This is a genomic window from Geobacillus sp. C56-T3 (assembly GCF_000092445.1).
GTDB classification, from domain to species: Bacteria; Bacillota; Bacilli; order Bacillales; family Anoxybacillaceae; genus Geobacillus; species Geobacillus thermoleovorans.
Map to the genome: position 1 here is coordinate 3,246,236 of NC_014206.1, position 26,075 is coordinate 3,272,310.

23 protein-coding genes and 4 pseudogenes are annotated in these 26,075 nt (G+C 52.0%); 6 read left to right on the top strand and 21 right to left on the bottom strand.

What is annotated here, in order from left to right:
- Positions 1-162: 162 nt before the first annotated feature.
- The 5 genes from GC56T3_RS16135 to GC56T3_RS20350 all read right to left on the bottom strand — a co-directional run bounded on the left by GC56T3_RS16135 (position 163) and on the right by GC56T3_RS20350 (position 3,099).
- Positions 163-540 (bottom strand): hypothetical protein, encoded by a 378-nt coding sequence (locus GC56T3_RS16135; protein WP_013146386.1) that lies wholly within the window; start codon positions 538-540, stop codon positions 163-165.
- 16 nt (positions 541-556) lie between these two features.
- Complete coding sequence (locus GC56T3_RS16140; protein ID WP_013146387.1) at positions 557-1,429, bottom strand: hypothetical protein; 873 nt, start codon at positions 1,427-1,429, stop codon at positions 557-559.
- Between the two features lie 490 nt (positions 1,430-1,919).
- Positions 1,920-2,366 carry a transposase gene (locus tag GC56T3_RS20340; RefSeq protein WP_227456667.1) on the bottom strand — a complete coding sequence of 149 codons (447 nt, stop codon included), beginning with the start codon at positions 2,364-2,366 and terminating at the stop codon, positions 1,920-1,922.
- Positions 2,267-2,575 (bottom strand): transposase, encoded by a 309-nt coding sequence (locus tag GC56T3_RS20345; RefSeq protein WP_230982716.1) that lies wholly within the window; start codon positions 2,573-2,575, stop codon positions 2,267-2,269. Before GC56T3_RS20345 ends, GC56T3_RS20340 begins: the two co-directional genes overlap by 100 nt.
- Positions 2,533-3,099 carry a hypothetical protein gene (locus GC56T3_RS20350; protein ID WP_369769988.1) on the bottom strand — a complete coding sequence of 189 codons (567 nt, stop codon included), beginning with the start codon at positions 3,097-3,099 and terminating at the stop codon, positions 2,533-2,535. The genes GC56T3_RS20345 and GC56T3_RS20350 overlap by 43 nt, the downstream gene beginning before the upstream one ends.
- A gap of 378 nt (positions 3,100-3,477) precedes the next feature.
- On the opposite strand from GC56T3_RS20350, the pseudogene GC56T3_RS16155 reads away from it, so the two are divergent.
- Positions 3,478-4,843: pseudogene (locus tag GC56T3_RS16155) on the top strand (ISLre2 family transposase).
- 766 nt (positions 4,844-5,609) lie between these two features.
- On the opposite strand, the gene GC56T3_RS16160 reads toward GC56T3_RS16155, so the two are convergent.
- Positions 5,610-6,218, bottom strand: a complete 609-nt coding sequence (locus GC56T3_RS16160; RefSeq protein ID WP_227456669.1) for a VanZ family protein — start codon at positions 6,216-6,218, stop codon at positions 5,610-5,612.
- 4 nt (positions 6,219-6,222) lie between these two features.
- On the opposite strand from GC56T3_RS16160, the pseudogene GC56T3_RS20070 reads away from it, so the two are divergent.
- Positions 6,223-6,507, top strand: a pseudogene (locus GC56T3_RS20070) (IS701 family transposase); the annotation flags it as partial.
- Positions 6,508-6,554: 47 nt separating this feature from the next.
- On the opposite strand, the gene GC56T3_RS19460 reads toward GC56T3_RS20070, so the two are convergent.
- Together GC56T3_RS19460 and GC56T3_RS18995 are read right to left on the bottom strand one after the other, a co-directional pair.
- Positions 6,555-6,965, bottom strand: coding sequence for a hypothetical protein (locus tag GC56T3_RS19460; protein WP_152333133.1), 411 nt, complete (start codon positions 6,963-6,965; stop codon positions 6,555-6,557).
- A 66-nt stretch (positions 6,966-7,031) separates the two neighbouring features.
- Positions 7,032-7,154, bottom strand: a pseudogene (locus GC56T3_RS18995) (transposase); the annotation flags it as partial.
- Between the two features lie 159 nt (positions 7,155-7,313).
- Between GC56T3_RS18995 and GC56T3_RS20075 the strand changes: the two are divergent.
- The 3 genes and pseudogenes from GC56T3_RS20075 to GC56T3_RS16175 all read left to right on the top strand — a co-directional run bounded on the left by GC56T3_RS20075 (position 7,314) and on the right by GC56T3_RS16175 (position 10,064).
- Complete coding sequence (locus tag GC56T3_RS20075; protein WP_041468322.1) at positions 7,314-7,877, top strand: DUF6431 domain-containing protein; 564 nt, start codon at positions 7,314-7,316, stop codon at positions 7,875-7,877.
- 142 nt (positions 7,878-8,019) lie between these two features.
- Positions 8,020-9,271: pseudogene (locus GC56T3_RS16170) on the top strand (IS481 family transposase).
- Positions 9,264-10,064, top strand: coding sequence for an ExeA family protein (locus GC56T3_RS16175; protein WP_041468319.1), 801 nt, complete (start codon positions 9,264-9,266; stop codon positions 10,062-10,064). Before GC56T3_RS16170 ends, GC56T3_RS16175 begins: the two are co-directional and overlap by 8 nt.
- A gap of 198 nt (positions 10,065-10,262) precedes the next feature.
- On the opposite strand, the gene GC56T3_RS16180 is transcribed toward GC56T3_RS16175, so the two are convergent.
- The 13 genes from GC56T3_RS16180 to GC56T3_RS16240 form a co-directional block, all read right to left on the bottom strand.
- Positions 10,263-11,276 (bottom strand): ISL3 family transposase, encoded by a 1,014-nt coding sequence (locus tag GC56T3_RS16180; protein ID WP_369769989.1) that lies wholly within the window; start codon positions 11,274-11,276, stop codon positions 10,263-10,265.
- 436 nt (positions 11,277-11,712) lie between these two features.
- The gene (locus tag GC56T3_RS16185) at positions 11,713-13,371 is read right to left on the bottom strand and encodes an IS1634 family transposase (protein WP_041468566.1); all 1,659 of its coding nucleotides are present in this window, start codon (positions 13,369-13,371) and stop codon (positions 11,713-11,715) included.
- Positions 13,372-13,559: 188 nt separating this feature from the next.
- Positions 13,560-14,057 carry a DapH/DapD/GlmU-related protein gene (locus GC56T3_RS16190; protein WP_041468866.1) on the bottom strand — a complete coding sequence of 166 codons (498 nt, stop codon included), beginning with the start codon at positions 14,055-14,057 and terminating at the stop codon, positions 13,560-13,562.
- A gap of 20 nt (positions 14,058-14,077) precedes the next feature.
- Positions 14,078-14,722, bottom strand: a complete 645-nt coding sequence (ppaX, locus tag GC56T3_RS16195; RefSeq protein WP_013146390.1) for a pyrophosphatase PpaX — start codon at positions 14,720-14,722, stop codon at positions 14,078-14,080.
- On the bottom strand, positions 14,719-15,657 hold the full coding sequence (locus GC56T3_RS16200; RefSeq protein ID WP_013146391.1) for a nucleoside recognition domain-containing protein: 939 nt from the start codon (positions 15,655-15,657) through the stop codon (positions 14,719-14,721). Before GC56T3_RS16200 ends, ppaX begins: the two co-directional genes overlap by 4 nt.
- Positions 15,658-15,769: 112 nt before the next feature.
- On the bottom strand, positions 15,770-16,582 hold the full coding sequence (gene lgt, locus GC56T3_RS16205; protein ID WP_013146392.1) for a prolipoprotein diacylglyceryl transferase: 813 nt from the start codon (positions 16,580-16,582) through the stop codon (positions 15,770-15,772).
- 66 nt (positions 16,583-16,648) lie between these two features.
- Positions 16,649-17,584, bottom strand: coding sequence for an HPr(Ser) kinase/phosphatase (gene hprK / locus GC56T3_RS16210; RefSeq protein ID WP_013146393.1), 936 nt, complete (start codon positions 17,582-17,584; stop codon positions 16,649-16,651).
- Positions 17,585-17,832: 248 nt separating this feature from the next.
- Positions 17,833-18,195, bottom strand: coding sequence for a phage holin family protein (locus GC56T3_RS16215; RefSeq protein ID WP_013146394.1), 363 nt, complete (start codon positions 18,193-18,195; stop codon positions 17,833-17,835).
- 101 nt (positions 18,196-18,296) lie between these two features.
- Positions 18,297-18,623: a DUF4870 domain-containing protein gene (locus GC56T3_RS16220; protein WP_013146395.1), complete on the bottom strand. Its 327-nt coding sequence runs from the start codon at positions 18,621-18,623 to the stop codon at positions 18,297-18,299.
- Between the two features lie 119 nt (positions 18,624-18,742).
- A complete protein-coding gene (gene uvrA / locus GC56T3_RS16225) occupies positions 18,743-21,601 on the bottom strand; it encodes an excinuclease ABC subunit UvrA (protein ID WP_041468868.1) in 2,859 nt (952 codons plus the stop codon).
- A 16-nt stretch (positions 21,602-21,617) separates the two neighbouring features.
- Positions 21,618-23,594 carry an excinuclease ABC subunit UvrB gene (gene uvrB, locus GC56T3_RS16230; protein WP_013146397.1) on the bottom strand — a complete coding sequence of 659 codons (1,977 nt, stop codon included), beginning with the start codon at positions 23,592-23,594 and terminating at the stop codon, positions 21,618-21,620.
- A 249-nt stretch (positions 23,595-23,843) separates the two neighbouring features.
- Entirely contained in the window at positions 23,844-24,068 is a 225-nt protein-coding gene (locus tag GC56T3_RS16235) for a CsbA family protein (protein ID WP_013146398.1), read from the bottom strand.
- Positions 24,069-24,081: 13 nt separating this feature from the next.
- Positions 24,082-25,254: a PDZ domain-containing protein gene (locus tag GC56T3_RS16240; RefSeq protein WP_013146399.1), complete on the bottom strand. Its 1,173-nt coding sequence runs from the start codon at positions 25,252-25,254 to the stop codon at positions 24,082-24,084.
- A gap of 218 nt (positions 25,255-25,472) precedes the next feature.
- On the opposite strand from GC56T3_RS16240, the gene GC56T3_RS16245 reads away from it, so the two are divergent.
- Entirely contained in the window at positions 25,473-25,991 is a 519-nt protein-coding gene (locus GC56T3_RS16245) for a MerR family transcriptional regulator (RefSeq protein WP_013146400.1), read from the top strand.
- The last annotated feature ends 84 nt before the right edge of the window (positions 25,992-26,075 follow it).

The window sequence follows — 26,075 nt, forward strand, 5'->3', positions numbered from 1 at the left end:
TATAAAATAACAAAAGAGTAATGAGCGTAAGCAGCACAAGCTTGTATGTTTCCATAACGGAACCCACCCCACAAATATCAGTCCTTTTTCTATCACTCACACAGCCGGCGTCCCTTTTATGTTTCCTTGAAGAGGTTGCTCAGCTCTAAAATAAAGAAATTCCTACTTAATGGTAATGGTCCTGCTGTCTGATACGGCCTGGCCCGAAGCATATACCGTCACATAACCTGTAACCGCACCTGCTTCTAAGTAAGGAATATTGATTGAAGTAGAGTACTTATTTAGATTTTCAATCCAGTAGCTATTCCCTTTTGTATCGGTAAAATGGACAGTAAAATTTGGCCGGTAAGATGAGCCGCCAGCTATATTTACAATCCAACGCACAACCTCGTTTCTATTGTAAATCAGTTGATCCGTGCTTAAATCCACCTCTAAAGGGTAAAAGGCAGGAAATACATTTGCTTCCACTGTTTTGTTCGTTCCTATCATCATGCTCACACTTAAAAATAGCATAGCAGCAAAGCTGCATAATTTGTTCATAGAATGACCACCCTAGTTAATAGCTTAAGCTAGGATTATAAATGGATGTAGACGCCGTCGTATACTCTTCATTGCCGAAACTAACATTCGCAGCGATCCCCGCACCCCTTGGCAGCCCAATAGAGATTCCTAGATCCGCAGCCCATGTGTCATGCCCGTACCAAGCCTTAAAGGCAGAATAAGTTGTTGATTTGATTTTTGACTCGTCATTGCCAATTAAATACACATACGCTGTTCCTTTCGCATCATACGCCGTACTGGTTAAATCATATAGAAAACCTACGCCCGACAGACGATCTTCATCAGTCGCATTATAAATGTTCTTTGTGTCCCAATAATAGGACAAGCATGAACGCTCATAGTAACTGCATTTTTTCTGTTTCTCTGTAAACCCCCAACTTTCTCCATACCAACCTTCACTCCATGAAATAGCAAAGCCATCTTCTAACCGATAAATCGGCATATTGATCCAGTCATAATCAGCCACTAATTTAATATACGGATGGCCATTTTTTGTCCCTAAATCTAAGGCTACAATCTTAAGGGAAATGTCTTCCGTTAAACTGGCAGTAGAAACCTCCACTCTTTCTCGATTTATTTGCTCTTCATTAAATGTATCGCCACTTTGTGCAAAAGATAGCACTTTTTTTACTTCCTTATCCTTCACAATTTCCCATTTCGTCTCATCATTTAAGGCATCAATTTGTTCCTTCGTTAAACCTAGTTCTTTTAGTTTTTTGTCTAATTTCTCCTCAGCCCAGCTATAATGATTACCTGAGCCTTGCGAGGACGTTTTTTCTGTCCGTGCATTTGAATTGGCTGCAACACTATTCGTTAGAAACAAAAACAGTACGACAATAACCGTTAGAATGGAGTTCTTATTATTCATGAATCTTCTCCTCTAACTATTTTTTCCTCTATCGAAGTATCCTGTACATATGCATGAAAATTCAATAAGGCATATAGTATACTGTGAAAATATGTGCTTGGAGTGACCTTTTCATGCCGTTCTCGGATAGGAAACCATTTTTCCTGCATCCCTTATTTCATCACGATTCCGGCTGTAGGAATTCTTGAAAGGATTTCTCTGCAAGGGGGAAAATCAATGTTGAGTCAAAAACATAAATGTACACCATCCACTTTCTTAATCATCATATTCCCTTCCATATGGATATCCAAATCAATGAAAGCCGCTGATCTCCTATACACCTCCTTTCCAATGAATCATCTCACTTATTATTTTTCTTAATATACTAAAAAATAAAAATATAGTTTGTCAAGCCTCTCATTACCTCTTCAAGAAATTTTAACTTCCACCTGTAGATGAGCAATTTTCACAACAATAATTACCATGTAAAAAGAGGCAAACAGGGTATCCCTTATGCCACGTGGAGCTGCTTTTTCACGGCATCAATGGGAATATTTTGTTTCGCTGCACGGTAAATGAACTCTACGAGGCTATGTCCTTTTCTCTTGCACAGGAGATCGAGCCCATCCGAAACATCGCGGTTCGACTCGAGTAGGCTGTACACGTAAGCAAGCTGCACCAAGATCCAGCAGCGTTTCACCGCTCGAACCTGACGAACACGGTACCCATCGAGCTTCAGCTGGTCTTTCGCTTGTCGAAAAAAGCATTCGATCGACCAACGCTGGGCGTAGCAGCGCAAGATCTCTTCATCGCTTAGCTCTCGATCGGTGCTCAAGACGCAGTGAAGATGTTCGGGTGTCATCGGCTGATTGGCTTTCCAAGCGAGCAGCACCACCGCGTGGTCGAGACCGTTGAGCGCTCCTTCGCAACGATAGAAGCGATAATGCTCTTCTCCCACCGTGACGAGGGAGTGTCATTCGGTTCGATGGAGCGGGCCAACCGCTTCGCTTGGACGGCGACGCCATTTGGATAGAGAATCCGGTTCGTCTTGAGCATGGCGATGACGTGGAATCCCTTTTTCAGACAAGCTTCCACGAGCGCTTTTGATGGATACCAAGAATCCATTAGCACATAAACGGGACGGCGTACATCCAACGAAGAAAGCATCTCGATCGCGAGTTCCCCTTTGCTTTTTCCGCCGCCCTGTCGTAGAGACGAAAGGCAAAGGGAAACGCCTGGGTCATCGTATGAACCATGGGCCAAACGAGAGAATGTCCCCAAATCGATTTTTTTCTCTGAGTGAGAATCGTGCCCATCACACCCTTGAATGGCGTTTGTTGCCCGTGACGAAGGCTTCGTTTTTTGGCAAATCGCATCATCGATCCAAACAAAAAGGGTTGATTCTCCTGTTTGGCGATGCGTTCGACACGACGAAGCATCCACTGCTGAAGTTTATGAAGCAGCGTCTCTTCCTCCCAAGGGCTTTTCGTGAAAAAATGGAGGAGTGTCGTGCGATGGTTCAGATGAAAGCTCCCATGATGAAGATCCGTCAACGTTCCCGAAAAACCTTTCGTGATCATCGCATCGATGATAGGAACGAGATGCTTCAGGACAGGTTTTGAAAAATAAAGGGTCAATCCCAACATCGTGAAAAACTTGTGAATTCCTTGATGATGTGCGAATTGATTCATGAGACATGAACCTCCTTGTGTGAATGGTTGATAGCACATCTATCCTAACCAAGGAATCGGGTTCATGTCTCCTTTTTTGTTTGATTATCAATTTATGTTAGCAAATTTGCTCATCTACAGTAATTGAGAAATAGCTGGAACTAGCAGCATTTTGTACTAAATCACCAGCCTCTTAGAAAAGATCCAGAAGTGTGAGTAAAATATTTGTGGGTGACATTCCGAAATGATCCCCGACGAGGGTTGCGAACTTTTGTTCGCGACGCTCGTCGGGGCCACCAAGCGAAGCGCGGTAGAAAAAGCAAATGTCGTGAAAAAAGGACTCTCTCCCTGCTATGATGGTGATTGGCAAACCAACCGAAAACAGGAGGGAGAGAGTCCATGAAACATCTTACCACAGAATGGCTTTTATTAAAAGAGCTGGAGGAGCAATTCGTCAGAACTCTTCAAAAGGTGTTCGCTGTCTTGTTGGCGGCCCTTTTGGAGGAGATCGATCAACAACTGGCGGAAGCGCGGGACAAGCGGCGGTATCAGCTGAAAGACAAACGGCCGACTACGATCCAAACGCTGTTTGGAGAAGTGACGTTTCGACGGAACTACTACTATGACCGGCAAACGGGGAACTATACCTTCTTGCTGGATGCCGAATTAGGCTTTGATGGGGCCCGATCGATCAGTCCTTGCCTCGAGGAAACGGCGGTCGAGTTGGCCGTAGAGTGCTCTTCCTACCGCAAAGCGGCTCGCACACTCGAGTCGATCGTAGGGTATGCGGTCATGAGCCACGAGGCGATTCGCCAACTGGTGCTGGAGGCCCCTGTCTCGCTGCACCACCCTGTTTCCAAACGGCACGGCCGAGTGCCGTTTGTGGAGGCGGATGGGCTGTTCATTTCCCGCCAGGGGAAAGGGAAACGGGCGAAAGAAGAGAAAAATCCTGGCGGTTCACGAGGGATGGAAACGAAACGGTTCGCAGCTTGAGCTGGTAAACCGGCGCCACTACCTCCATGAAGGGGCGGGAGACGTGTGGGAACGGTTTGAAGAGTGGCTGATGAACGAATATGCCTATGATCCGTGCCGGGACCTTTTGATCATCAACGGCGACGCGGCGTCGTGGATCACGGCCTGCCGGGAGTATTTTGGGAAGCGGGCGTGCTTTCAGCTGGATCGATTTCATGTGGCGCGGGAGCTGCGTCAGTGTCTGTCCGGCCATCCGCGTTGGCGGGAGGTGCGGAAGAAGCTGGCGAAACAAGACGAAGAGGGGCTTCTCGTGGAGCTGAACAGCGCGGTCGGCACGTTGGAGGACGAAGCGAAAGAGAAGCAGATGGCTGCCATGATCCGCCGGATCGAGTCGATGCCGGGATGCATCCGGGACTATCGGGAGTGGCTGTCGGAGCAAGGGGTGGAGACGACCGGCATGCGTCCGATGGGCCACGCCGAGAGCGTGATGAGCCGGTTTGCGCATCGGGTGAAATCCCGCCGCAGCTGGAAAGACCAAGGGCTTCGGGCGTTTCTGAGGGCGATGGCGGCCCGAATCGACGGGATCGGGTGGAGAAAGGGACGGTGGGAGGAGCAAGAGCCCCAGTCGGCCGTCTCGGCCTCAACAAAGTCCAAGCGGATCGAACAGGCCAAACGGAAGGCCGGACGGTTATGGGCAGATGTGGTGCGTCAGAATCTACCGTGTCTGCAGCGGTCATCCGGGACGCCGATCCATCAAGCGTTGTCGGCGCTCCGGGATGGTGGTTGGGTGTAAAAAAATGGAATATCGTATCATCGCCTCAAGATGAGGGATGAGAGTCCGAAAGCGCTTACGATATTAATTCCTGAAAATGGTTCGCTAACTAGTGATTGACAACGCCCGTAGTGAACCGAAAAAATGTTCTCCACAAAGTCTTGACTGACTCATCCAGAAAACCGTTCTTGACACTTCTGTCAAAATGCTTTATTATTTTCTTTGCATGAGATTCGGAAAACAAGCATACGATAAATAATGCCCTTTGAGTCCTTGAACTCAAGTGCGGCCAAAAATATTTTTCAACTGACCGCCGCATGCGCGGTCCAAAAGGAAAAGCCGCCCCATTTACGGGGCGGCTTTTTACGTGTTTCGCTGACTTTGCATCTTGTGAACTCTCTCTTATACACCTTCACCGAAAGTTGTTATTCCCATTCTCACCTAAACAGGTTAGACATGAAAAGCCCAATATCGTTTATCATATAGGTATGTACATGCGACGAGCCACACGCAAAAACAAAGACGGAACGACCGTAGCGTATCTCCAGCTTGCTCACAACGAATAGGATCCGAAGGCCAAATGGACGAAAGCGAAGGTGATGGGGATGGGAGGAATTTTGTTTGCCTAGTGATCGTCGAACTCAGGTAAACAATTCCCTCACTTTTTCTGGCCCCTCATTTTTCCAAGCCAAAACCCTCCCCGTTCAATCAGAAGGCGGTTTGTTCGTGCGAACGATGCGCATCGGGCAACCCGCGGCCATCGCTCCGGGCGGGACGAAATGATAAGCTATTCCTTGAATCTCAAGTTGTTTGTAAAACGTGATAAATCAACATTCCTTTCAATTGAAGGAATCGTGATCCGATATATGAGGTAACCAAATTGTCCTCCCAATGTGTTCAATATCACATCATCGACATCTACTGCTTTATAATGATAATTTAATATCAAAGAAATGAAAAACTGCATAGATTCAATCATGAATGAGCATAAACAAACAATGAAAGATACTCTTTTAAAGCTATTCACTCTATAAAATAAAAGTGGCAGATATATTCCTAGAGGAAGTAGCAACAAAAAGTTGCCCCCAATTTGTGCGAAACCGGTTCCAATTGAGTGTAACGATAATATTTTAATAATAGACAAAAAGGGAACGAAATTTATTGAGCTCTCGATATGACTTGCTTTTAAGTCATGTAACAACTCCTTTTGGAAGGGAATGGGGAACAAGGTAATACCAATAACAACAACAACATGGATGTAAAAAATAACAAAAATTAAACTTTTAGAAAATGGTATATTTTTATAATTTCGTCTAATAAGCAAAACAACTAAAGGAATAAAAAACAAGAAAACTATTGGGATATCGAAGGTTAACAAACAACTCCCCCCAAACATCGTTTTTTATTTTACTGCAGGGACGATCAAATGCTTTTTCCAGCAGACGAAAGATCAACTGAAGCTTATGCTATCGGATTCGCCACATTTGGGCGGTGAAACGGTATGGAGCAGTGGTGCTGTCCTCTTGCGTGTACAACATGGCCGAATCTCAACAAATCCTTTCCGCTGGACTGGAGCTCCTTCGGTCGCGGAAAGATTTCACGTCGTCGAGTTCATTGGTGACCGCACAAGGCAAAAAATTCCCATTGAACAGCTCCATGTCGCCAGAGGGATCGGATCCTATTAGTCTTTTTAATCGCAAAAATTATTGTAATAAAAAATGCTGATCTACAGTTATTTTATATATAATTTGGAACCAGACTGACTCTTAACATATGTGCCATCTGATGGTTTCCAGAGTTTTATATAATAGTCGCCCTCTCCTACATTACTCCAAGTAATTGTTTTATTTCCAGACCGGGGAGCTTTACTGGAGCCAATATAATCATCTGACCAAAATCCATCTCTATATAAGGCTACGTTGAATGTATCTGTAGTGTCAAAAGTATTATTACAATTGTAATCACGACACGCTACCGAGTAAAACACTCCCACTAAATCTTTACCACCTGTGAAACTTCTTGTTTGACCCGTTAAACCTGTTTCAAAAAAGTAAGATATAGAATAACTACTTCCTGCAGCCAAAGCTATTGTGGGCAGCACTAATGATAAACTAAGTGCAATTGACGAAAATATTTTTTTCATAATACTCTCATCTCCTTTAAATCAATTTATCTGGTTCATTACCAAAAGTTGTACTTGCACCTGTCATTAAAGTATGTTAGCTGTTTCTAGACGAACCCGCAATGCAAAACGCTGGATATTTCGGTATCCGTATCCCCGACGTTTGATTAGCTTGATCTTGTTATTTGTTCCCTCCATTTTTCCATTCGAATAAGTGTAAATTATCATTTTATTTCAGCATAAAACGCCCATTTTTTTGCACATTCTTTCAGAAAGCCCTCTCCCCTTTTCTGAAGGAATGTGCTAATTTTTTTGTGAATTGTTTCGGACGAAGATTTCCATTCGTTTCAAGGAGAGGGGGAAGGAAGTGTGATCCAGTTTCACGACTTTGGCATTGACATTCAAACGTATACGGATCGTGGGAAAGGGAACGATTTTCCCGACGTGAACCAATGCCCCCACTGTCCATCCCGCCGCCCCTTGCATCGTCACGGATACTACCAACGCTATGCGTTGACGGCAGAGGGGGAGTATCGCCTTTGGATCGCACGATATCGCTGTCAAGAGTGCCGTAAAACCGTGAGTGTGCTGCCTTCTTTTCTCCTCCCGTATGTTCAATATACACGGCCGGTCATCTGGCAAGCGGTCAAAACGTGGCTCGAAACGCCAAGGCGAGGAGCGAAGACCAAACAGGTTGTTTTTCCCACCAAGGAGGTCATCTTGTTTTATGTCCGACGATTTTTACGGAATCTTTCCCGCTTGCATCACGCGGCGGTGAGAAGGTGGGGGATCATCGGCCCTGTGGGGAACGCAAGAACAGAACGGGCGGTTTGGTGGATGCAGACCTTGGAGGGACGGGGGGTGGGCTCGATCATCCAAGACCTGTGGACAAACGAGAGGTGGCATCCGTTTGCGGATCAAATTGCTTCCTGATTTTCTACTTAACACCAAAAAACGGAGATGGTTGATGTTCCCACAAACCCTTCCTCTCGACGAATCTCGAGCCGTTTCGTAAGATAGGAGGCAGAGGGACCGGAACGGTCCAACATCACAGGGAGACAGGGAGGAGATCCGGATGGATGAATCGATGAGACACGACATCGCGCTGTTTCGGTACGGGCTGATCGCTCCGTTGGTGAATGGCCAGGTGGAGCCCAAAGTGTATTTGAATGAGGTGGGCGGGCGAGTGCATTCGATTCCTCATCAAGGGGACAAGCCCATTGCGGCGAAGACGATTCTGGATTGGTGCGCCCGATACAAAAAAGGGGGCTTCGACGCCTTGAAGCCGAAGCGCCGTTCGGACCGCGGCCGCTCCAGACGTCTGTCCCCCGATGATGAGGATCATATTCTAGCATTGAGGAAGGAACATCCCACCATGCCCGTGACCCTATTCTACGAACAACTCACCAAGCAGGGGGACATTCCCACCACCCTCTCATACTTTACTATATACCGATTGTTGAAAAAAACACAACCTGGTGGGAAAAGAAATCTTGCCGATGCCGGAGCGAAAGCGTTTTGCGTATGACCAGATCAATGAGCTATGGCAAGGGGACTTATCCCATGGACCCACGATTCGCGTCCATGGGAAAGCCCAGAAAACGTTTTTGATCGCGTATATCGATGACTGCTCGCGGTTGGTGCCGTATGCCCAATTTTTCCCTTCGGAGAAATTTGACGGGCTGCGGATCGTCACAAAGGAAGCGGTGCTTCGTTGCGGGAAGCCGAAACGCATTTACTCGGACAACGGGAAAATTTATCGATCCGAGGTGCTGCAGTATGCGTGCGCCGAGATGGGGATTACGCTCATCCACACTCAGCCGTATGACCCGCAAAGCAAAGGGAAAATCGAACGGTTCTTCCGCACCGTACAGACGCGGTTTTATCCGCTGTTAGAGCTGAATCCGCCGAAGTCGCTTGACGAGTTGAACGAGCGTTTTTGGAAGTGGCTTGAAGAAGAGTATCATCGAAAACCGCACGCCTCACTGGACGGAAAAACGCCGCATGAGGTGTTTCAGTCCCAAGTGGAACGAGTGGTGTGGATCGAAGACATCGATTGGCTGGACGCGATTTTTCTGAAACGGGAGCACCGCAAGGTGAAAGCCGATGGCACGATCACCCTGAATAAACAGCTATACGAAGTGCCGCCTCGGTTCATTGGGCAATCGATTGAGCTCCGCTATGACGAACGAGGCGTCTATGTGTACGAAGATGGCAAACGGGTGGCGGAAGCCATTCGGGTGCGTTTGGAGGATAACGCCTATGTGAAGCGCCACCGGTCGCCGTTTGCGGCGGTTTCGGCGAAGGAGGGCGAACAGGATGTATAAAACGTTTTATTCCCTCTCGCGGGAGCCGTTTGCGAAAGAAACAGATCCGTCCGAGGCGTATCAAGGGGCGGCGTTTCAAGAAGCGCTGCGGGCGCTGGAGTACGTGAAACGAACCCGGGGGATCGGGCTGTTGATCGGAGAGCCGGGGGCGGGCAAGACGTTCGCCCTTCGGGCGCTGAAAGAGTCATTGAATCCATCATTGTATCATGTCGTCTACTTTCCGTTATCCACCGGAGGCGTGATGGATTTTTACCGTGGACTGGCCTTGGGATTAGGAGAGGAACCGAAGTACCGCAAGGTAGATCTCTTCCGCCAAATCCAGCAGGCGATCGAGCGATTGCATCATGAACGACGGATCACGCCGGTGTTCATTTTGGACGAGATGCATTTAGCAAAGGATGCCTTTTTACAAGACATCGCCATCTTGTTCAACTTTGAGATGGATTCAACCAACCCATTTGTCTTGATTTTGGCCGGGTTGCCTCATTTACAGGGGAAGCTGCGGCTCAATCAGCACCGCCCTCTCGACCAGCGGATCATCATGCGATACCGGATGGGGCCGCTGGAGAAGGAAGAGGTGGCGGGCTACATCGAGCATCGGATGAAACAGGCCGGGGCCAAGCATCCGATCTTCACCCCATCGGCGTTAGAGGCAATTGCCCTGCAATCACGTGGTTGGCCCCGTGTCATCAACACGTTGGCCACGACGTGCCTGCTGTACGGGCATCAGCTGAAAAAGGACGTCATTGACGAAGAAGTGGTGCGCATGGCTGCAGAGGAAATGGGGCATTAGCACGAAAGGGGCCAAATCGGCCTCTTTTGTGCTTTTTCTTTTTCATCGGTCCATCAGGCGCGCTGGAAATTCTTCATCTGAAAGAGCGTGCAAATGTTCCGAAAGAATGTGCAAAATCCGCAATAATCCGCAAAAATTTTGCACATTATTTCAGAATCCATCTGAAATAATTTGAAAAAGGGATTCTGAAATAATGTGCTAATTTACATAAGGTGACAATATGCATGATATGATTTCATCTGTTCGTTTGACAAGCGATTTTGCGATGGCGCGTACAGCCGAACAAGGACAAAATACATATCGGTGAATCCAAGCCTCCAAACGTCGTTTCGCCTGTTGCTCGTCTTTGCTTTTAGACACATAGCGAAAATGTTGAAGCGATTGGCAGACAGACTTTAAGTAATCGCTTTCATTGCACCATTTCCGTACGATTTGGCGTTCTTCCTCCGTCAATTTCTCTGGGCATTGGCTCAATAAACGACAAACGTAACGAACATTTCCGTGTTTCTTGCCTCCTTTGTCTAAATATTTGCGACAACGCTCTAAAGCATCTGTAAACAGCTGAATGACATGGAAATAATCCACGACATGTGTCGCCTCTGGGCAAACCCTTTGAATCGCTTTTTTCATTGCTGGAGCCAAATCGCTCACGACATACTGAACAGAACCAGACACATGAGCCAACGCACGTCCAATGGCTTCCTCGTTCTTTCCTGCTTCAACGGCATACACTTCTCCCGTTTCGGCATCCATGATCGCCACCCCGTAGTCATGCCCTTTTCGAAACGCAAACTCATCGACACAAACCGCCTTTGGTTGGATTTCATTCGATAGGAAGGAAGGGGCATGGGTATAAAACCAACGTTCAACGGTCGTGTAAGGAAGCTTGAGCATACGAGCCACTGCCTGAATGGATGTCCCTATGCAAGATTGCGCCACCCATTGTTGAAAGGCATCCGTTGCTATGCTTCGAGGGGAGATTCCTGGATAAGACGTGCTGAATGTCATGCCACACGTACCACAACGTCTTCGCTCTACAGGAAGTTCGATCCAAAAAATCCCGATTCGCTGAGCATAGCCATGCATCCATTGCTTCTTTTTTCCTGTCATTTTGATCGTGCGTTTCAAGCCAACAGGACATAACGGGCATTGTTCGGGAAGAGAAAGTTCGAAAATCCAACGTTCTTCTTCTTTTCGTACCTTTTGAATCAAAACATCTGGTCAATCGATGAGTTCTTTGATAAACTGAGAGTACATGCGAATTTTCCTCCAATGGTTTGGTTTGGTCACCTTTACCATACAGGAAAATTCGCATTTTTTGTACCCTCTATTTTCCCTATGCATACCTATCCTAAAATCTCAAGTACAACTTGTGGTGAAGAGCCATTTATCTCTATAAAAAGAAATATCTGCATAAATTGTAAAATAAAAAAAGAATAAAATCAACAATTTTTGTTCTGCCACCTAAAGTTTCATATTTTCATCATTGATCCTATATAAATCCAACTGGAAGGTTTAACTCACATTTCGCACCCTAACAAGGTCAAAACAAAGGATTTTTTATTTAGTTTTTCAGAATAACTTTTTTGACCAACACAACGAGCGATGGCAATCCTTTTTTTACCATCGCTAGTCGTTCTGTATCATGTTAGACGTAGATGCTCTCATCCATGCCCAATCCCTGCAGAATCCTTCGCTGATCCGGGTTGAGGGAGCGATCCAGTGCGCGTTGGATGCGCCCGTCTGGCAGCTCCAGCAGGATGACGTTCACATATTGAAACAGCTGAAAAATCACCTGTCCCGTTGGCCGGGTCAGCTTGCGGCCTCCAGCGCCTTTTAACGGGCGTTCCGGTGTGATAAACTGACGCACCCGGCGCTGAAAAACGCGGTAAATCGCCAAGGCCAAGAGAAATAGATAGCCCAATACGGCGACCCGTTCTGGTTTTTTGACATCAATCTCATCCGTGAAAAACGGATCTTTCAAAAACGCGAAGTTCATTTCCACCGAGATTTGCCCTTTATACAGCTTCAAGATCTCTTGGGCATCCATTTGTTGGCCCTTCCATTCCTTCGGAACGGTCGTGACGAGGACAAACCGGGACGCTTTCCGTCTTGCCTGTTCCCATGCCGGTTGGTCGAATTCGACGTTTAGGCGAAGGGTGTACAGCGTCTCCATCTCGGGTTCCGCCCCTTTTTTCGGCCGTCCGCGCCGTTTTTTCGGACGCACGATCTCTTCGACCGCGGCCTCCACTCGATGAAACCGAGGGCGAAGGGACGCCTTGAGGGACGTCAAGGCTTGTTCGGCGTCTTCGCGGCAGGAGAAGGGGTGGCGCTCCCAACGGACTTGTTCCTCGCGAAGAAGCTCCGCTTCTTTGACCCGCTCTTTTTCGAGCGTCTTTCCTTTCCGTTGGTCGAGCGCGCTCGATTCGACGACGATCAGCCGAACCGGGTGGCCTTCATAGGTCGCGGCCGTTTCCCATACCCGGTACGTGGCGCCGTTTCTCTCCGCTAGGGTAAAGGGTTCGCTCCACGGGATGTGAGGCGAATCGGCCTCCGCGAGCGCCTGTTTCACGATTCGAAGCGACGAAGGGCCTCTGGTGATCAAAAAGGCACGGGCGGCTTTTGTCTGCGCCAAGGTGTCTTTCGTCATCGCGGCGGAATCGGCCACGTAAATCCATTCGTCGTCGATCTTGGCTTGTTTGAACTGTTCGTGGATCCGCGACAGCACCTCAGGATTCCACGCCTTATCCGATAGATTGCCGTCATGCACATCGCCGTAAAACGGGATGCCGTCCTCGTTGCCGACCAGCCCGAAGCCGATCTGTTTTTGCCAACGATGATGGCGGTTATAGCCATGTGTGATCTGCAAAGCCTCTAACGAGGCCGATTCATACGCTCCGTAAACCGTCTTGTCCGTCGTATCGGCGTGAAAGGCTCGGAGGGAAAGGCCTTCTTTGCGATAAATGTGAATCAAGCAAGTGCTGATGACCTTGTGAATATCGGCCTCATACAAGCGGTCGAGATGACGAGCCAAGGCATCGTCGTTCAACCAGGAAGGATGGAGACCGGGACGGATGAGTTTCTCCAGATCGATCTCCTGAGCCCATCGTTCTAAGTGAACCAGGGCTTGCCGGCCGTCAAATAGATTGTAAAGGATGGCCTGAACGGCATCGCTGACTCGCGTTTGGCACTGTGGATCGACGGGCACAAGATGGTCAATCAAGTGGGGGAGGTCCAGTTTTTTGACTAGAACACTTATTATATTCAAATAAGAATTGCGATAGACCCCTTTGACTTTCACATTCATGAGAGAAAAACTCCTTTACGTTCCTTGTGTGTCAAGGATTCATTCGACATCGGAATGAAAAAATCCTCCCGATTTTCGTCGGGAGGGTGCGAAATGTGAGGTTTAACTTATAGGGGACAAAAAACAGACTCTCTGTTTTTTCGTTTCTTTCATTTTTTTCCTCTTCCAAAATGGAAAACCGCCCCCGTTCAATCGGAAAGCGGTTCATTCCTGCGTACGATGCGCATCGGGCAACCCGCGGCCATCGCCTCGGGCGGAACGTCTTGATGGACGACGGTGCCGGCGGCGACGACGGCGCGGTCGCCGATCACCACGCCGGGCAAAATGGTCGAGTTCGCGCCGATCATCACCTCATCGCCGATCACCACATCGCCGAGGCGGTATTCGTCCACTAAATATTCGTGGGCGAGAATCGTCGTGTTGTAGCCGATGACGCAGTTGCGGCCGATCTTGATTTTTTCTGGGAAGAGAATGTCCGGCATGACCATAAAGGCGAGCGCGGTCTGCTCGCCGATGTTCATGCCGAGAAACGTGCGGTACAGCCAGTTTTTCAGCGGCAAAAACGGCGTGTAGCGCCCGATTTGAATGATGATGACGTTTTTCAGCACTTTCCAAAACGATACGGTGCGGTACAATTGCCAGAGCGAGTTCGCTCCTTGGACGGGGTATTTTGTCGTTCGTCTCACCGGGAGAACGGCTCCCCCTTTCATTCGTTAATGCCAACAATGGCCAACAAATCACTCATTTTTTCCAGCATATAGTCCGGTTCATATTGTTCCAAATAGCCGCGGCCTTTAATCGCCCAGGCGACGCCGGCTGTTTTCACCCCAGCGTTTTTGCCAGCCAAAATGTCGTGGTAGTTGTCGCCGACCATGAGCGCTTCATCTGGCGTTGACCGTAGCAACTCGAGCGCTTTATAAATGGGCTCGGGGTCCGGCTTTGGCCGTGTGACGTCATCGAGGCCGATGACGCACGAGAAAAACGGTTCCAACCGCGTTTTTCTTAACCCCATCAGGGCGGTGTCGTGCATTTTCGTCGTCACGACGCCGAGGCGGAAGCCATGGCGGTGGAGCGTTTCGATCGTTTCATACACGGTGTCAAACTCGCGGATCAGTTCGTCATGGTGGGCGTGGTTGAACGTGCGATACGTCTTCACCATCTCCTCGACCCGTTCCGGATCGAGCGAGCTGAACGTCTCATACAGCGACGGGCCGATGAACGGCAAGACGTCCTCACGCTGATAGCGGCCCGGGTAGTATTTCTCCAGCGTATGCAAAAACGACTGGATGATGAGCTCATTTGTATCAATCAATGTGCCGTCAAGGTCAAACAAAATGGTTCGAATCGTCATGAAGCGGCTTCCTTTCTAGTCGGATGTTCAAAGCGGCGCCAAACGAACGCCACCGCCATGGTCAACAGCACCGCCGTAACCAAGCGGATCAAAAGCAGCGGCCATACGGGAATGCCAAGCGGCACGAAAATGAGCGTATCTTCGACGACCGCATGGCATGACACGAGAAAAATGAACGCCAGCGTCAAATCGCGCTTCGAGACGCCGTCTTCTTTCGCCGCCTGAATCATCACCCCCGCCCCATAAGCAAGGCCGAACACAAAGCCGGCCGCGAGCGTGAGCGATGTGTTCGCGCTCATGCCAAGCATCTTGGTCGCCGGCGCCATCCAGCGCGAAACCGTCTCGATCCAGTGGCGTTCTTTTAAAATTTGAATGACCGTCATGAGCGGAATGACGATCGCGACGAGCTGCACAATGCCGGTGGCCGCTTTTTTCAGCGCCGCCAAGATGATCTCTCCCCAACCGGACGGCGGCGCGGCTTCATGCGCGGCAAACCCGTATCGGGCGATCTCCTGCCCCCCGTCCCATAGATGGGCGATCAACAGTCCCGACACAACGGCCAGTCCGACGCGCACGACGATCATGAGCCAGACGCTCATCCCGGTGCGCGAGGCGACGGATGACTCGACGATCAAGTTATGAGAAAAGGAAAGCATGACAGCGAGAATAAGCACTTCTTTCACCGTAAACTCGATCGTCAGCATCGCCCCGATCGCCGCATACAGCCCGAGCAAGTTGCCGAGCACAAGCGGCACGGCCGCATCGCCTGATAAGCCGAACCATTTCATGAACGGGGTGACAAGGTCAATGAGCCATGAAAAGAGCGGCGTCGGCTGCAACAGCGCTAAAATGAGCGTCACTGGAAAAATGATTTTGCCAAGCGCCCACGCGGTCTTCAGCCCGGCGAGCACACCGCGCTGCAACATTCCTGCCATGTTCTCCTCTCTCCTTTGCTCATCTTCATGCCGCGGTGCGGCCGAGCAAAGATTCTCTTGATACCATACACAGCATCCTTTTTTCTCATTTGTCTCGAACCAACCTAAGCCGCTATTCATCTTGATACCGCGCGTCCGCCCAGCCTTTCGCCCGGCGCACGACCCAAAGCGCTACGGACAAAACAATGAGCGTCACGGACATCACTTGCGCCGCGCGCAGACTGCCGACCAGCATCAAGCTGTCGGTGCGCATCCCTTCAATCCAAAAGCGGCCGACGGAATACCAAATCAAATACGACAAAAACAGCTCGCCGCGCCGCAAGTTGACGCGCCGAAGCCAAAGCAGGAGGCAAAAGCCGGCGACGTTCCAAAGCGATTCATATAAAAACGTTGGGTGCCAATAGCGCCCGTCAATGTACATTTGGTTGATGATCCAATCCGGCAAATGCAAATTTTCAAGAAACTGGCGCGACACAGGACCGCCATGCGCCTCTTGGTTCATAAAATTGCCCCAGCGCCCGATCGCCTGGCCTAAAATGATGCTTGGTGCGGCAATATCGGCGAGCTTCCAAAACGACAGCCCGCGCGCGCGGGCGAACACCGCGCCCGTCGCCACCGCCCCGATCAAACCGCCGTGAATGGCGAGACCGCCTTGCCAAACTTTTGGAATCTCTGACAAATGCTTTGAATAATAGTGCCATTCAAACAGCACGTAGTACGCCCGCGCGCAGACAATGGCGATCGGCACGGCAAATAACACGAGATCGACAAACGTCTCTTTCGGCAAGCCGCGCCGCACCGCTTCGCGCGTCGCGAGCCATAGCCCAATCAACACACCGGTGCCGATAATGACCCCATACCAATAAATCGTAATAGGGCCAAGGTGCAAAAACACGCGGTCGAGCGGCTGAATCGTCGATTCCATCGTTTCCACCTCCTATGCTCCATGCCCAAACGAGATCCATTCCTTTGACGCAAGAAACGCCGCCGATCAGTCGTAATCGTGCGCGCCGTCTTCGATGGCGTCGCTCAATCGCGCCGAAAACTCCTCAGCCGCGTTGACCCCGAGCCGCTTCAGCCGGAAGTTCATCGCCGCCACTTCGACGATGACCGCCAAGTTGCGCCCTGGGCGGACCGGAATCGTTAATTTCGGCAATTCGGTATCCAAAATTTTCACTTTCTCTTCTTCCAACCCGAGCCGATCGTACTGCTTCTCCGGATCCCAAAGCTCCAAGTCGACGACGAGCGAAATGCGCTTATGCGTCCGCACCGCCCCTGCGCCGAACAGCGTCATCATATTAATAATGCCGAGGCCGCGAATTTCAAGCAGATGCTCGATCAGCTCCGGCGCGCTGCCGACGAGCGTATCTTCATCTTCTTGGCGGATTTCCACACAGTCGTCGGCGACCAACCGATGGCCGCGTTTGACGAGCTCCAGCGCCGTTTCGCTTTTGCCGACGCCGCTTTTGCCCGTGATCAACACCCCGACGCCGTACACATCGACAAGCACCCCGTGCACCGCGGTGGTGGGGGCGAGCTTGCTTTCCAAATAGTTTGTCAATCGGCTTGACAGGCGGGTCGTTTTCATTGTCGAGCGCATGACCGGCACCGACTGGCGCTCAGACACTTCGATCAGCTCCGGCGGCACTTCCAAGCCGCGCGAGACGATGATCCCCGGCGTAATGTCGGTGCAAAGCCGTTCCATCCGCGACTTTTTTTCTTCCGGCGTCAACGTTTCATAAAACGACAGCTCCGTCCGTCCGAGCAGCTGCAGACGCTCCGCCGGGTAATAGGCGAAATAGCCGGCCATTTCAATCCCCGGCCGCGACAAATCGCTTGTCGTAATCGGGCGGTAAATGCCCTCCGCGCCGCTGACGAGCTCGAGCTGGAACTGTTCAATGATGTCTTTCGTCCGCACTTTTGGCATACGTCGCCTTTCTCCCCTTTCTTCATCTTTTTCCATTGTAACACGTTTCGTTCCGCCGTTGAATGGAAAACATCGGGGAAAACAAAACAGGGACGGCTCCCCCCGTCCCGATCAAGCCAAACACATCAAACCGAAACGATCTTCACCGCATCGTTTCTCCCATTGCAACCCCTTGCCGCATTCGCCATCTTTTCACACGATCACGGAAAACCATGGCGCCACCGGCCTTCCAATGGATCACGCCCCCGTTACGACCGGTTGCGCAGCGGCTCGATAATCGCTTTTTGCACGAGCAGGTGGAAAAACGACAAGACGATCGAGGCGAGCAGCGCCGTGCCAAAGCCGCCGATTTGAAACGCATCGCCCATCAGCCCTGCAGTCATCATGAGCGTGATGGCGTTAATGACAAACAAAAACAACCCAAGCGTCAACACGGTCACCGGCAGCGTCAACAAGATGAGCACAGGGCGAACGACGGCGTTGAGCACCGCCAAAATCACGCTCGCCAAAAACGCCGCGCCGATGCCGCCGAAGTGAATATCGTCAAAATAGCCGTCAATCGCCATCAGCAGCACCGTATTGATAAACACACCGATCAGCCAATTGAGCATCCCATCACCATCTTTATTCGAGTCTCGCGTTCGCCTGCCACGCCTTTTGACAGGCCCAAAAAAGCGGGGCCGCGGCATCGCCGGCAAACAGACGCTTTCTCTTATTTTAACACTTGAATCCCTTTTATGACATTCCAAACGATGACAACGAGATTCACCGCCCCAGCAACGAGGAACCCAAGCCAGACGAGCCCGCCGCCAAAAAGAAGCGATTCCTCGCCCCAATGGCCGAACAGCACCGGCGACGCGGCTAACGCAATGAACAAGAGGATCGTAACGGCCGGAATCAAATGCGACACGAGCGACCGCTTCGCATGATGTTTCACTTCCACATCCTCCACGACAAAATAGACGACAATCGGCAAAATGAACGGCGCAAAAAAGACGCTGAAATAACAAAGCGCGGATAACACTTTGTTCGTCGACAAGCGGAAATCCCCTTTCCATAAGTTTCTTTTACCTTGTATATACGACCGCGGCTTGGAAAAGTTTCCTTTTTCTCTTTCCAAAAGCGGCCATCTCCCATATGCCAAAGCGGCCAAGGCCTTTACGCCTTCGCCGCTTCATACCGCGCCTGCATGCGCGCCCGGTCTCGCTCGAGAATCGGTTTCAAGTAGCGGCCGGTGTGCGACTCCTTCACCTCGGCCACCTCTTCCGGCGTGCCGACGGCGACGATTTGTCCGCCGCGATCGCCGCCTTCCGGACCTAAGTCAATGATATAGTCGGCGGTTTTGATGACGTCCAAGTTATGTTCGATGACAAGCACGGTATCGCCGTTGTCGACGAGCCGGTGGAGCACATCGAGCAGCCGGGCGATGTCATCGACATGAAGCCCGGTCGTCGGCTCGTCCAAAATGTAGAGCGTCCGGCCGTTGGAGCGGCGGTGAAGCTCAGCGGCGAGCTTGACGCGCTGCGCCTCGCCGCCCGAGAGCGTCGTCGCCGGCTGGCCGAGCTTCATATAACCGAGCCCGACGTCATAGAGCGTCTCGAGCTTGCGTTTGATTTTCGGGATCGAGGCGAAAAAGTCGAGCGCATCTTCGACCGTCATGTCGAGCACCTCGGCGATGTTTTTTCCTTTATACGTCACCTCGAGCGTCTCGCGGTTGTACCGTTTGCCGTGGCACACTTCGCACGGGACGTACACGTCCGGCAAAAAGTGCATCTCAATTTTGATGATGCCATCGCCATGGCACGCCTCGCAGCGCCCGCCTTTGACATTGAAGCTGAACCGCCCTTTTTTGTAGCCGCGCACTTTCGCTTCGTTCGTCGAGGCAAACACGTCGCGGATGTCGTCAAACACCCCGGTGTACGTCGCCGGGTTCGAGCGTGGCGTGCGGCCGATCGGCGACTGGTCGATGTCAATGACTTTATCGAGATGCTCCAGCCCGCGAATGTCGCGGTGCTCGCCCGGCTTTGCTTTCGCCCGGTGCAACTTTTGCGCCAGCGCCTTATACAACACTTCGTTCACGAGCGTGCTTTTGCCCGAGCCCGACACCCCGGTGACAGCGACAAACGTGCCGAGCGGGATTTTCACCGATACGTTTTTCAAGTTATGCTCGCGCGCGCCGACCACCTCAAGCCAACGTCCGTCCGGACGGCGACGCTCGGCCGGAATCGGGATGAATTTTTTCCCCGATAAATACTGGCCGGTGAGCGAGTTCGGGTCGTTCATCACTTCTTCCGGCGTGCCGGCGGCGACGACCTCGCCGCCGTGGATGCCCGCCCCCGGACCAATGTCAATCAAATAGTCCGCGGCCAGCATGGTATCCTCGTCGTGCTCCACCACAATGAGCGTATTGCCGAGGTCGCGCATGCTTTTCAACGTCGCGATCAGCCGGTCGTTGTCGCGCTGATGAAGCCCGATCGACGGCTCGTCGAGCACGTACAGCACCCCCGTCAGCCGTGAGCCGATTTGCGTCGCCAAGCGGATGCGCTGCGCCTCGCCGCCGGAGAGCGTTCCTGCTGAGCGGCTGAGCGTCAAATAGTCGAGGCCGACGTTTTGCAAAAAACCGAGACGGTCGCGAATTTCACGCAAAATAAGGCGGGCGATTTGCGCCTCTTTTTCAGTCAGCTCGAGCCCGTCAAAAAAGGCGAGCGCCTCGGTCACCGACATGGCGGTGACCTCGCCGATATGCTTGCCGCCGACAAGGACGGCCAGGCTTTCTTTTTTCAGCCGGTAGCCTTGGCATGTCGGACATGGTTGTTCCGCCATATACTTTTCCATCTGCTCACGGATGTAGTCCGAGCTCGTCTCGCGATAGCGGCGTTCGACGTTCGGAATGACGCCTTCAAATGCGATGTATTGTTCGCGCACTTGCCCGAAATCATTCGTATAGCGGAAATAAATCGGCTCTCCGCCGCTGCCGTACAAAATTTTATCGAGCTGCTCTTTCGGCAAATCCTTCACCGGCACGTCCATCGGGATGCCGTAATGGCGGCACACGGCTTCGAGCAGCTGCGGGTAATATTGCGAGCTTTGCGGCTCCCACGGAGCGATGGCGTGTTCTTTTAACGTCAGCTCATCGTTCGGGATGACCAAATCGAGATCCACTTCGAGCTTCGCCCCGAGCCCGTCGCAGTCCGGGCAGGCGCCGAATGGACTGTTGAACGAAAACAGACGCGGTTCAAACTCCCCGATCGAAAAGCCGCAGTACGGACAAGCGTGCTTTTCGCTGAACAGCAGCTCCCCCTCGCCGATCACGTCAACGACAACTTTGCCGTCGGCGAGCTTCAGCGCCGTCTCAAGCGAATCGGCAAGCCTGGCGGCGATGCCGTCTTTAATGATGATGCGGTCGACGACGACATCAATCGAATGTTTTTTGTTTTTTTCAAGCTCAATGTCCTCCGTCAACTCGCGCATCTCGCCGTCAATGCGGACGCGCACATACCCTTGTTTGCGAATATCCTCCAATGTCTTGGCGTGCGTCCCTTTTTTTCCCGAGACGATCGGCGCCAAAATTTGCATTTTCGTCCGCTCCGGGTAAGAGAGCAGCCGGTCGACCATTTGCTCGATCGTCTGCGATTGGATTTCAATGCCGTGCGTCGGGCAAATGGGGCGGCCGATGCGGGCGAATAGAAGCCGCAAGTAGTCGTAAATTTCCGTCACCGTGCCGACGGTTGAGCGCGGGTTGCGGCTCGTCGTTTTTTGATCGATCGAAATGGCCGGCGACAATCCTTCAATCGCATCGACGTCCGGTTTTTCCATCTGCCCTAAAAACTGGCGGGCATACGCCGACAGCGATTCGACGTAGCGCCGCTGGCCTTCCGCGTAAATCGTATCAAACGCCAGCGACGACTTCCCCGACCCGGACAGCCCGGTCAAGACGACGAGCTTGCCGCGCGGGATTTCGACGTCAATGTTTTTCAAGTTGTGGGCGCGCGCCCCTTTGACGATAATTTTATCCATTCCGTTCACCCGGCCATCACCCTTCCGCTTTCAATTCGAAAATGATATCGCGCAGCTGGGCGGCCCGCTCGAAGTCGAGCGCTTTGGCCGCCTCTTTCATTTCCGCTTCGAGCTTTCGAATCAGCTCTTCCCGCTCTTGTTTCGTCATCGCTGCCGCCGGCTTTGCCTCGTACATCTCCGTCTCTTCCGCCGCATACGTCGCGCGGATGACGTCGCGAATCTCCTTTTTCACCGTGCGCGGCACGATGCCGTGCTTTCGGTTGTACTCTTCTTGAATCGCGCGGCGCCGCTTCGTCTCTTGAATGGCGATTTCCATCGATTTCGTGATCGTATCGGCGTACATGATCACATGGCCGTTCGCGTTGCGCGCCGCCCGGCCGATCGTCTGGATGAGCGAGCGCTCCGAGCGCAAAAACCCTTCTTTGTCGGCGTCCAAAATGGCGACAAGCGACACTTCTGGGATGTCGAGCCCTTCGCGAAGCAAGTTGATGCCGACCAGTACATCGTATTTGCCGAGCCGCAAATCGCGGATGATTTCAATGCGCTCGAGCGTCTTAATTTCCGAATGCAAATACGCCACCTTGATCCCCGCTTCTTTCAAATAATCGGTCAAATCTTCCGCCATCTTTTTCGTCAGCGTCGTCACCAACGTCCGCTCGTTCCGCTCGACGCGCTCGCGAATTTCGCCGATCAAATCGTCGATTTGCCCTTTCGTCGGGCGGACGTCGATCGTTGGGTCGAGAAGCCCGGTCGGGCGGATGATTTGTTCGACAACGCCCGGGCTGTGTTCAAGCTCGTACGGCCCTGGCGTCGCCGAGACGTAAATAATTTGATTGATTTTTTGCTCGAACTCTTCAAACGTGAGCGGCCGGTTGTCAAGCGCCGACGGCAGACGGAAGCCGTGGTCGACAAGCACTTGCTTGCGCGCCCGGTCACCGTTGTACATGCCGCGCAGCTGCGGCAAGGTGACGTGCGACTCATCAACGATGATCAAAAAATCGTCCGGAAAATAGTCAAGCAATGTATACGGCGTTGAGCCCGGCGGCCGCAGCGCCAAATGGCGCGAGTAGTTTTCGATGCCTGAACAAAAGCCCATCTCGCGCATCATTTCAAGGTCATAGCGCGTCCGCTGCTCAAGCCGCTGCGCCTCTAAGAGCTTTCCTTGCGCGCGCAGTTCGGCAAGCCGCTCCTCAAGCTCTTGTTCGATGTTTTGAATGGCGAGCCGCATTTTCTCCTCGCGCGTCACGAAGTGCGACGCCGGGAAAATGGCGACATGCTCGCGCTCGCCGAGCACCTCGCCGGTTAAGGCGTCCACCTCGCGGATGCGCTCGATTTCATCGCCGAAAAATTCGACGCGAATGCAATGTTCATCGCGCGACGCGGGGAAAATTTCGACAACATCGCCGCGGACGCGGAACGTGCCGCGGCGAAAATCGATGTCATTGCGGTCGTATTGGATGTCAACGAGCCGCCGAAGCAACGCGTTGCGCTCGATTTCCATCCCAACGCGCAGCGAGACGACGAGCTCCCGATATTCTTCCGGCGACCCTAAACCGTAAATGCACGACACGCTCGCAACGATAATCACGTCCCGGCGCTCAAACAAGGCTGATGTCGCCGAGTGCCGCAATTTGTCGATTTCATCGTTGATTTTCGCGTCTTTTTCAATGTACGTATCCGTCTGCGGCACATACGCTTCCGGCTGATAGTAATCGTAATAGCTGACAAAATATTCGACGGCGTTGTGCGGGAAAAACTCTTTCAGCTCGCTGTACAATTGGCCAGCGAGCGTTTTGTTGTGGGCGATGACAAGCGTCGGTTTGTTGACTTGGGCGATCACGTTCGAGATCGTAAACGTTTTGCCCGTCCCCGTCGCCCCAAGCAGCGTTTGATGCTTCACCCCAAGCCGCAAACCGTCAACGAGCTTGGCGATCGCCTGCGGCTGATCGCCTTGCGGTTCGTATGGCGACACTAATTGAAAACGGCCCTCCACCGTTTCGCCTCCTCCTTCGTACCATCTTTCCCCATTGTATCACATCGTGATGATCCATGCATCAAAAATGCGAACTCATATTCGTACCAACCCACTCAGTGTTTTCCATCGCTTCGCACCGAAAAACGCGAAAAAGCGGACCCATTCATGCCCAAGGTCCGCGTCTTCGCTCCGTTCCGTTTCGACAATCCGAGGTTCAGCCGACGATGCCTTTTTCCAAAAACAGACGGTTGAACCGACAACGCCGCTTCATTTTTGCTTCAGATGGTCGAGCATGCGGCCGGCCCAAAGAAAGCCGGCGATCGTCGATGCAATGTCAGCGACGATTTCATGCAGCTCGTCCGTATAGCCTTTCAAGTAGGAAGCGACAAGCAGCGCCGTCGTCAACAGCACAGCGATGTACCGATTGTACGTCACCCGCGCAAACAACAGCACCAATAGGCACGGAATGATGAGTGCCGCCAAAAACCACATGATCCATTCTCCTTTACGAAACAGCTTCAGACGCTGATGCGTTCCGATCACGGACGAACAGCAGCCCGAGTTCATGATGCTCATCCTCATAGAGCGCCCCTTGGACGAAACGGACTTCGCCGTTATGTCCTACGACATCCAACTTGCAGAACGCGCGGTTGCGTTGGAGCGCCTCGTAAAACTCGGTTTCACTCCGCACCGGGGCGCCGTTTGTTTTGATGATGACTTCCCCGATCGAAAGCCCCATTTTTTCCGCTTTCGAGCCGGGAAGCACGCCGACAATCACCAAGCCGTGCGGATAGCGGGCAAAGCGGGGCGGGCGGGCGCGGTCGGCGTGATGCCCGGAAAACGCGATCCATTCGCGGCCGATGATGGCCATAGCCCCCGCCGCCACCGTGAGCGGTGGATACCATATACCGGAAGCGACCAATAGGGCGACAACGAACGCCAGCCGAACAACAAGCCGCCCCTCCGCGCGCGCCGCTTCCGCCGGCAGCATGTGCTGGCGGCGCTGGGAAAAGCCGAGAAGAAACGGCACGAGCCAAAATGAATAGCCGTCTCCCGTCGAAACGAGCGGCCACCAGGAAGCCGGAGGCAGCGCGCCGCCTGATACGGGCAGCACAACCGGCACAAACCAAAGACGCTGCGTCCATTGCAGGCCGACCGTCATCCCCCGCTTGCTTTTCGCAAGCTGCGGCGAGGCCGCCTCGTTTCGCGTGCGAATGATGAGCCATCCTTCCGAAAGCAAAAGCAACGCAAGCCACACCGCCAAAGCCGGCGCCGCCGCCATGCCATCGGGAAGCCATCGGGACAACGCGCTGCTTCGCTCCGCCAAACCGAACACGAGAAGCGCGCCGCCAACCGTATAAGCAGGCGACAACAACCGCGCTTCCATCGCCAAGCTAAAGAGCACCGTCAGCACCGTCACCGTCCAAACCGCTTCCTGCGGCACCTCGATCCCGATGCCGACGGCCGCCGCCGACAACATCGCTCCAGCCATCCATCCCTTCGTCCAAAGCCCGCGCCACTCTTGCCATAGGCTGTAGACGCGCACATGAAAATCGCGGCGCTCCCGCTTCACCCGCCGCCAACCGACGGCCAAAGCGAGCGCGGCGCCATAATAAAGAAGCGGCTGCCGCCAAACCGACGCGACGCCCTCAAGCCATTCCAGCCACCATGTTGCCATCCGCTTCACCCCTTGCGTCGTTCATCATTCTTTATCTTCTATTCTACCAAATGGCATGGCCAATTCCCATGCCCACAGCCATCTTTTTTCGCCAATGGCGAATCTTCGCTGTTTTCCACTTTCTTTGCCGAATCAACACTAGTTTTGTCGGCTGGGAAGGATTTTCAAAGATGCAGAGGAAAAAGTATAAACAAGACGAAACAAGGAGGAGTGAAACGATGGAATTGAAAACGTCCGACGTCGCTGCTCGCCTTGGTGTATCGCCGAAAACGATCCAGCGCTGGGTGCGCAAATACGACATTCCGTTGCGGAGAAACGAGGCCGGCCACTACTTGTTTGATGAAAAAACGGTCGCCTTGCTCGAACGGGTCAAATTTGAACAAGGCGCCGCCATGGAAGCGCCGCCGACCCCGAAACGCCCTCCGACGCCGCTGCGGAACAACATTCCTATTGACGCCTTACATGAATCGATCGAACCCGAAATCGCCCGCGTCTCCTCGCGCTTGGACCAGCTTGAACGGCAACTGGAGCAAAAAGCAGATGACGTCGTCTCCATTCAACTGTTGCATCACCGCCAAGAAATGGAAGAAATCGTCGCCCGCCTCACTGCGTTGGAGCAGCTTGTCGCCCGCCTTGAACAGCAGCTGAATACCCGTCCCCCGGCTCCCCATGAACCGCCGGAAGAGACGAAACAGAAACGGCGCGGCCTTGGGCGGGTGATGGGGTTGTTTGCCTAATGGTTCCATCCTCCCTGCTTGACGCAGGGTGTTTTTTTTGGTTGCTTCTTTCCCCTTTTTCTCCCCCTTCACTACTTCTTTACA

Coding starts and splice junctions, on each gene's coding strand:
- GC56T3_RS16135 (WP_013146386.1), bottom strand. CDS start 540: ATGAACAAATTATGCAGCTTTGCTGCTATGCTATTTTTAAGTGTGAGC.
- GC56T3_RS16140 (WP_013146387.1), bottom strand. CDS start 1,429: ATGAATAATAAGAACTCCATTCTAACGGTTATTGTCGTACTGTTTTTG.
- GC56T3_RS20345 (WP_230982716.1), bottom strand. CDS start 2,575: ATGCTTTCTTCGTTGGATGTACGCCGTCCCGTTTATGTGCTAATGGAT.
- GC56T3_RS20350 (WP_369769988.1), bottom strand. CDS start 3,099: ATGAATCAATTCGCACATCATCAAGGAATTCACAAGTTTTTCACGATG.
- GC56T3_RS16160 (WP_227456669.1), bottom strand. CDS start 6,218: ATGTTTGGGGGGAGTTGTTTGTTAACCTTCGATATCCCAATAGTTTTC.
- GC56T3_RS19460 (WP_152333133.1), bottom strand. CDS start 6,965: ATGAAAAAAATATTTTCGTCAATTGCACTTAGTTTATCATTAGTGCTG.
- GC56T3_RS16175 (WP_041468319.1), top strand. CDS start 9,264: ATGTATAAAACGTTTTATTCCCTCTCGCGGGAGCCGTTTGCGAAAGAA.
- GC56T3_RS16185 (WP_041468566.1), bottom strand. CDS start 13,371: ATGAATGTGAAAGTCAAAGGGGTCTATCGCAATTCTTATTTGAATATA.
- ppaX (WP_013146390.1), bottom strand. CDS start 14,722: ATGACGATTCGAACCATTTTGTTTGACCTTGACGGCACATTGATTGAT.
- GC56T3_RS16200 (WP_013146391.1), bottom strand. CDS start 15,657: ATGGCAGGAATGTTGCAGCGCGGTGTGCTCGCCGGGCTGAAGACCGCG.
- lgt (WP_013146392.1), bottom strand. CDS start 16,582: ATGGAATCGACGATTCAGCCGCTCGACCGCGTGTTTTTGCACCTTGGC.
- hprK (WP_013146393.1), bottom strand. CDS start 17,584: ATGCCAAAAGTGCGGACGAAAGACATCATTGAACAGTTCCAGCTCGAG.
- GC56T3_RS16215 (WP_013146394.1), bottom strand. CDS start 18,195: ATGCTCAATTGGCTGATCGGTGTGTTTATCAATACGGTGCTGCTGATG.
- uvrA (WP_041468868.1), bottom strand. CDS start 21,601: ATGGATAAAATTATCGTCAAAGGGGCGCGCGCCCACAACTTGAAAAAC.
- GC56T3_RS16235 (WP_013146398.1), bottom strand. CDS start 24,068: ATGTGGTTTTTGGCGGCACTCATCATTCCGTGCCTATTGGTGCTGTTG.
- GC56T3_RS16240 (WP_013146399.1), bottom strand. CDS start 25,254: ATGGCAACATGGTGGCTGGAATGGCTTGAGGGCGTCGCGTCGGTTTGG.
- GC56T3_RS16245 (WP_013146400.1), top strand. CDS start 25,473: ATGGAATTGAAAACGTCCGACGTCGCTGCTCGCCTTGGTGTATCGCCG.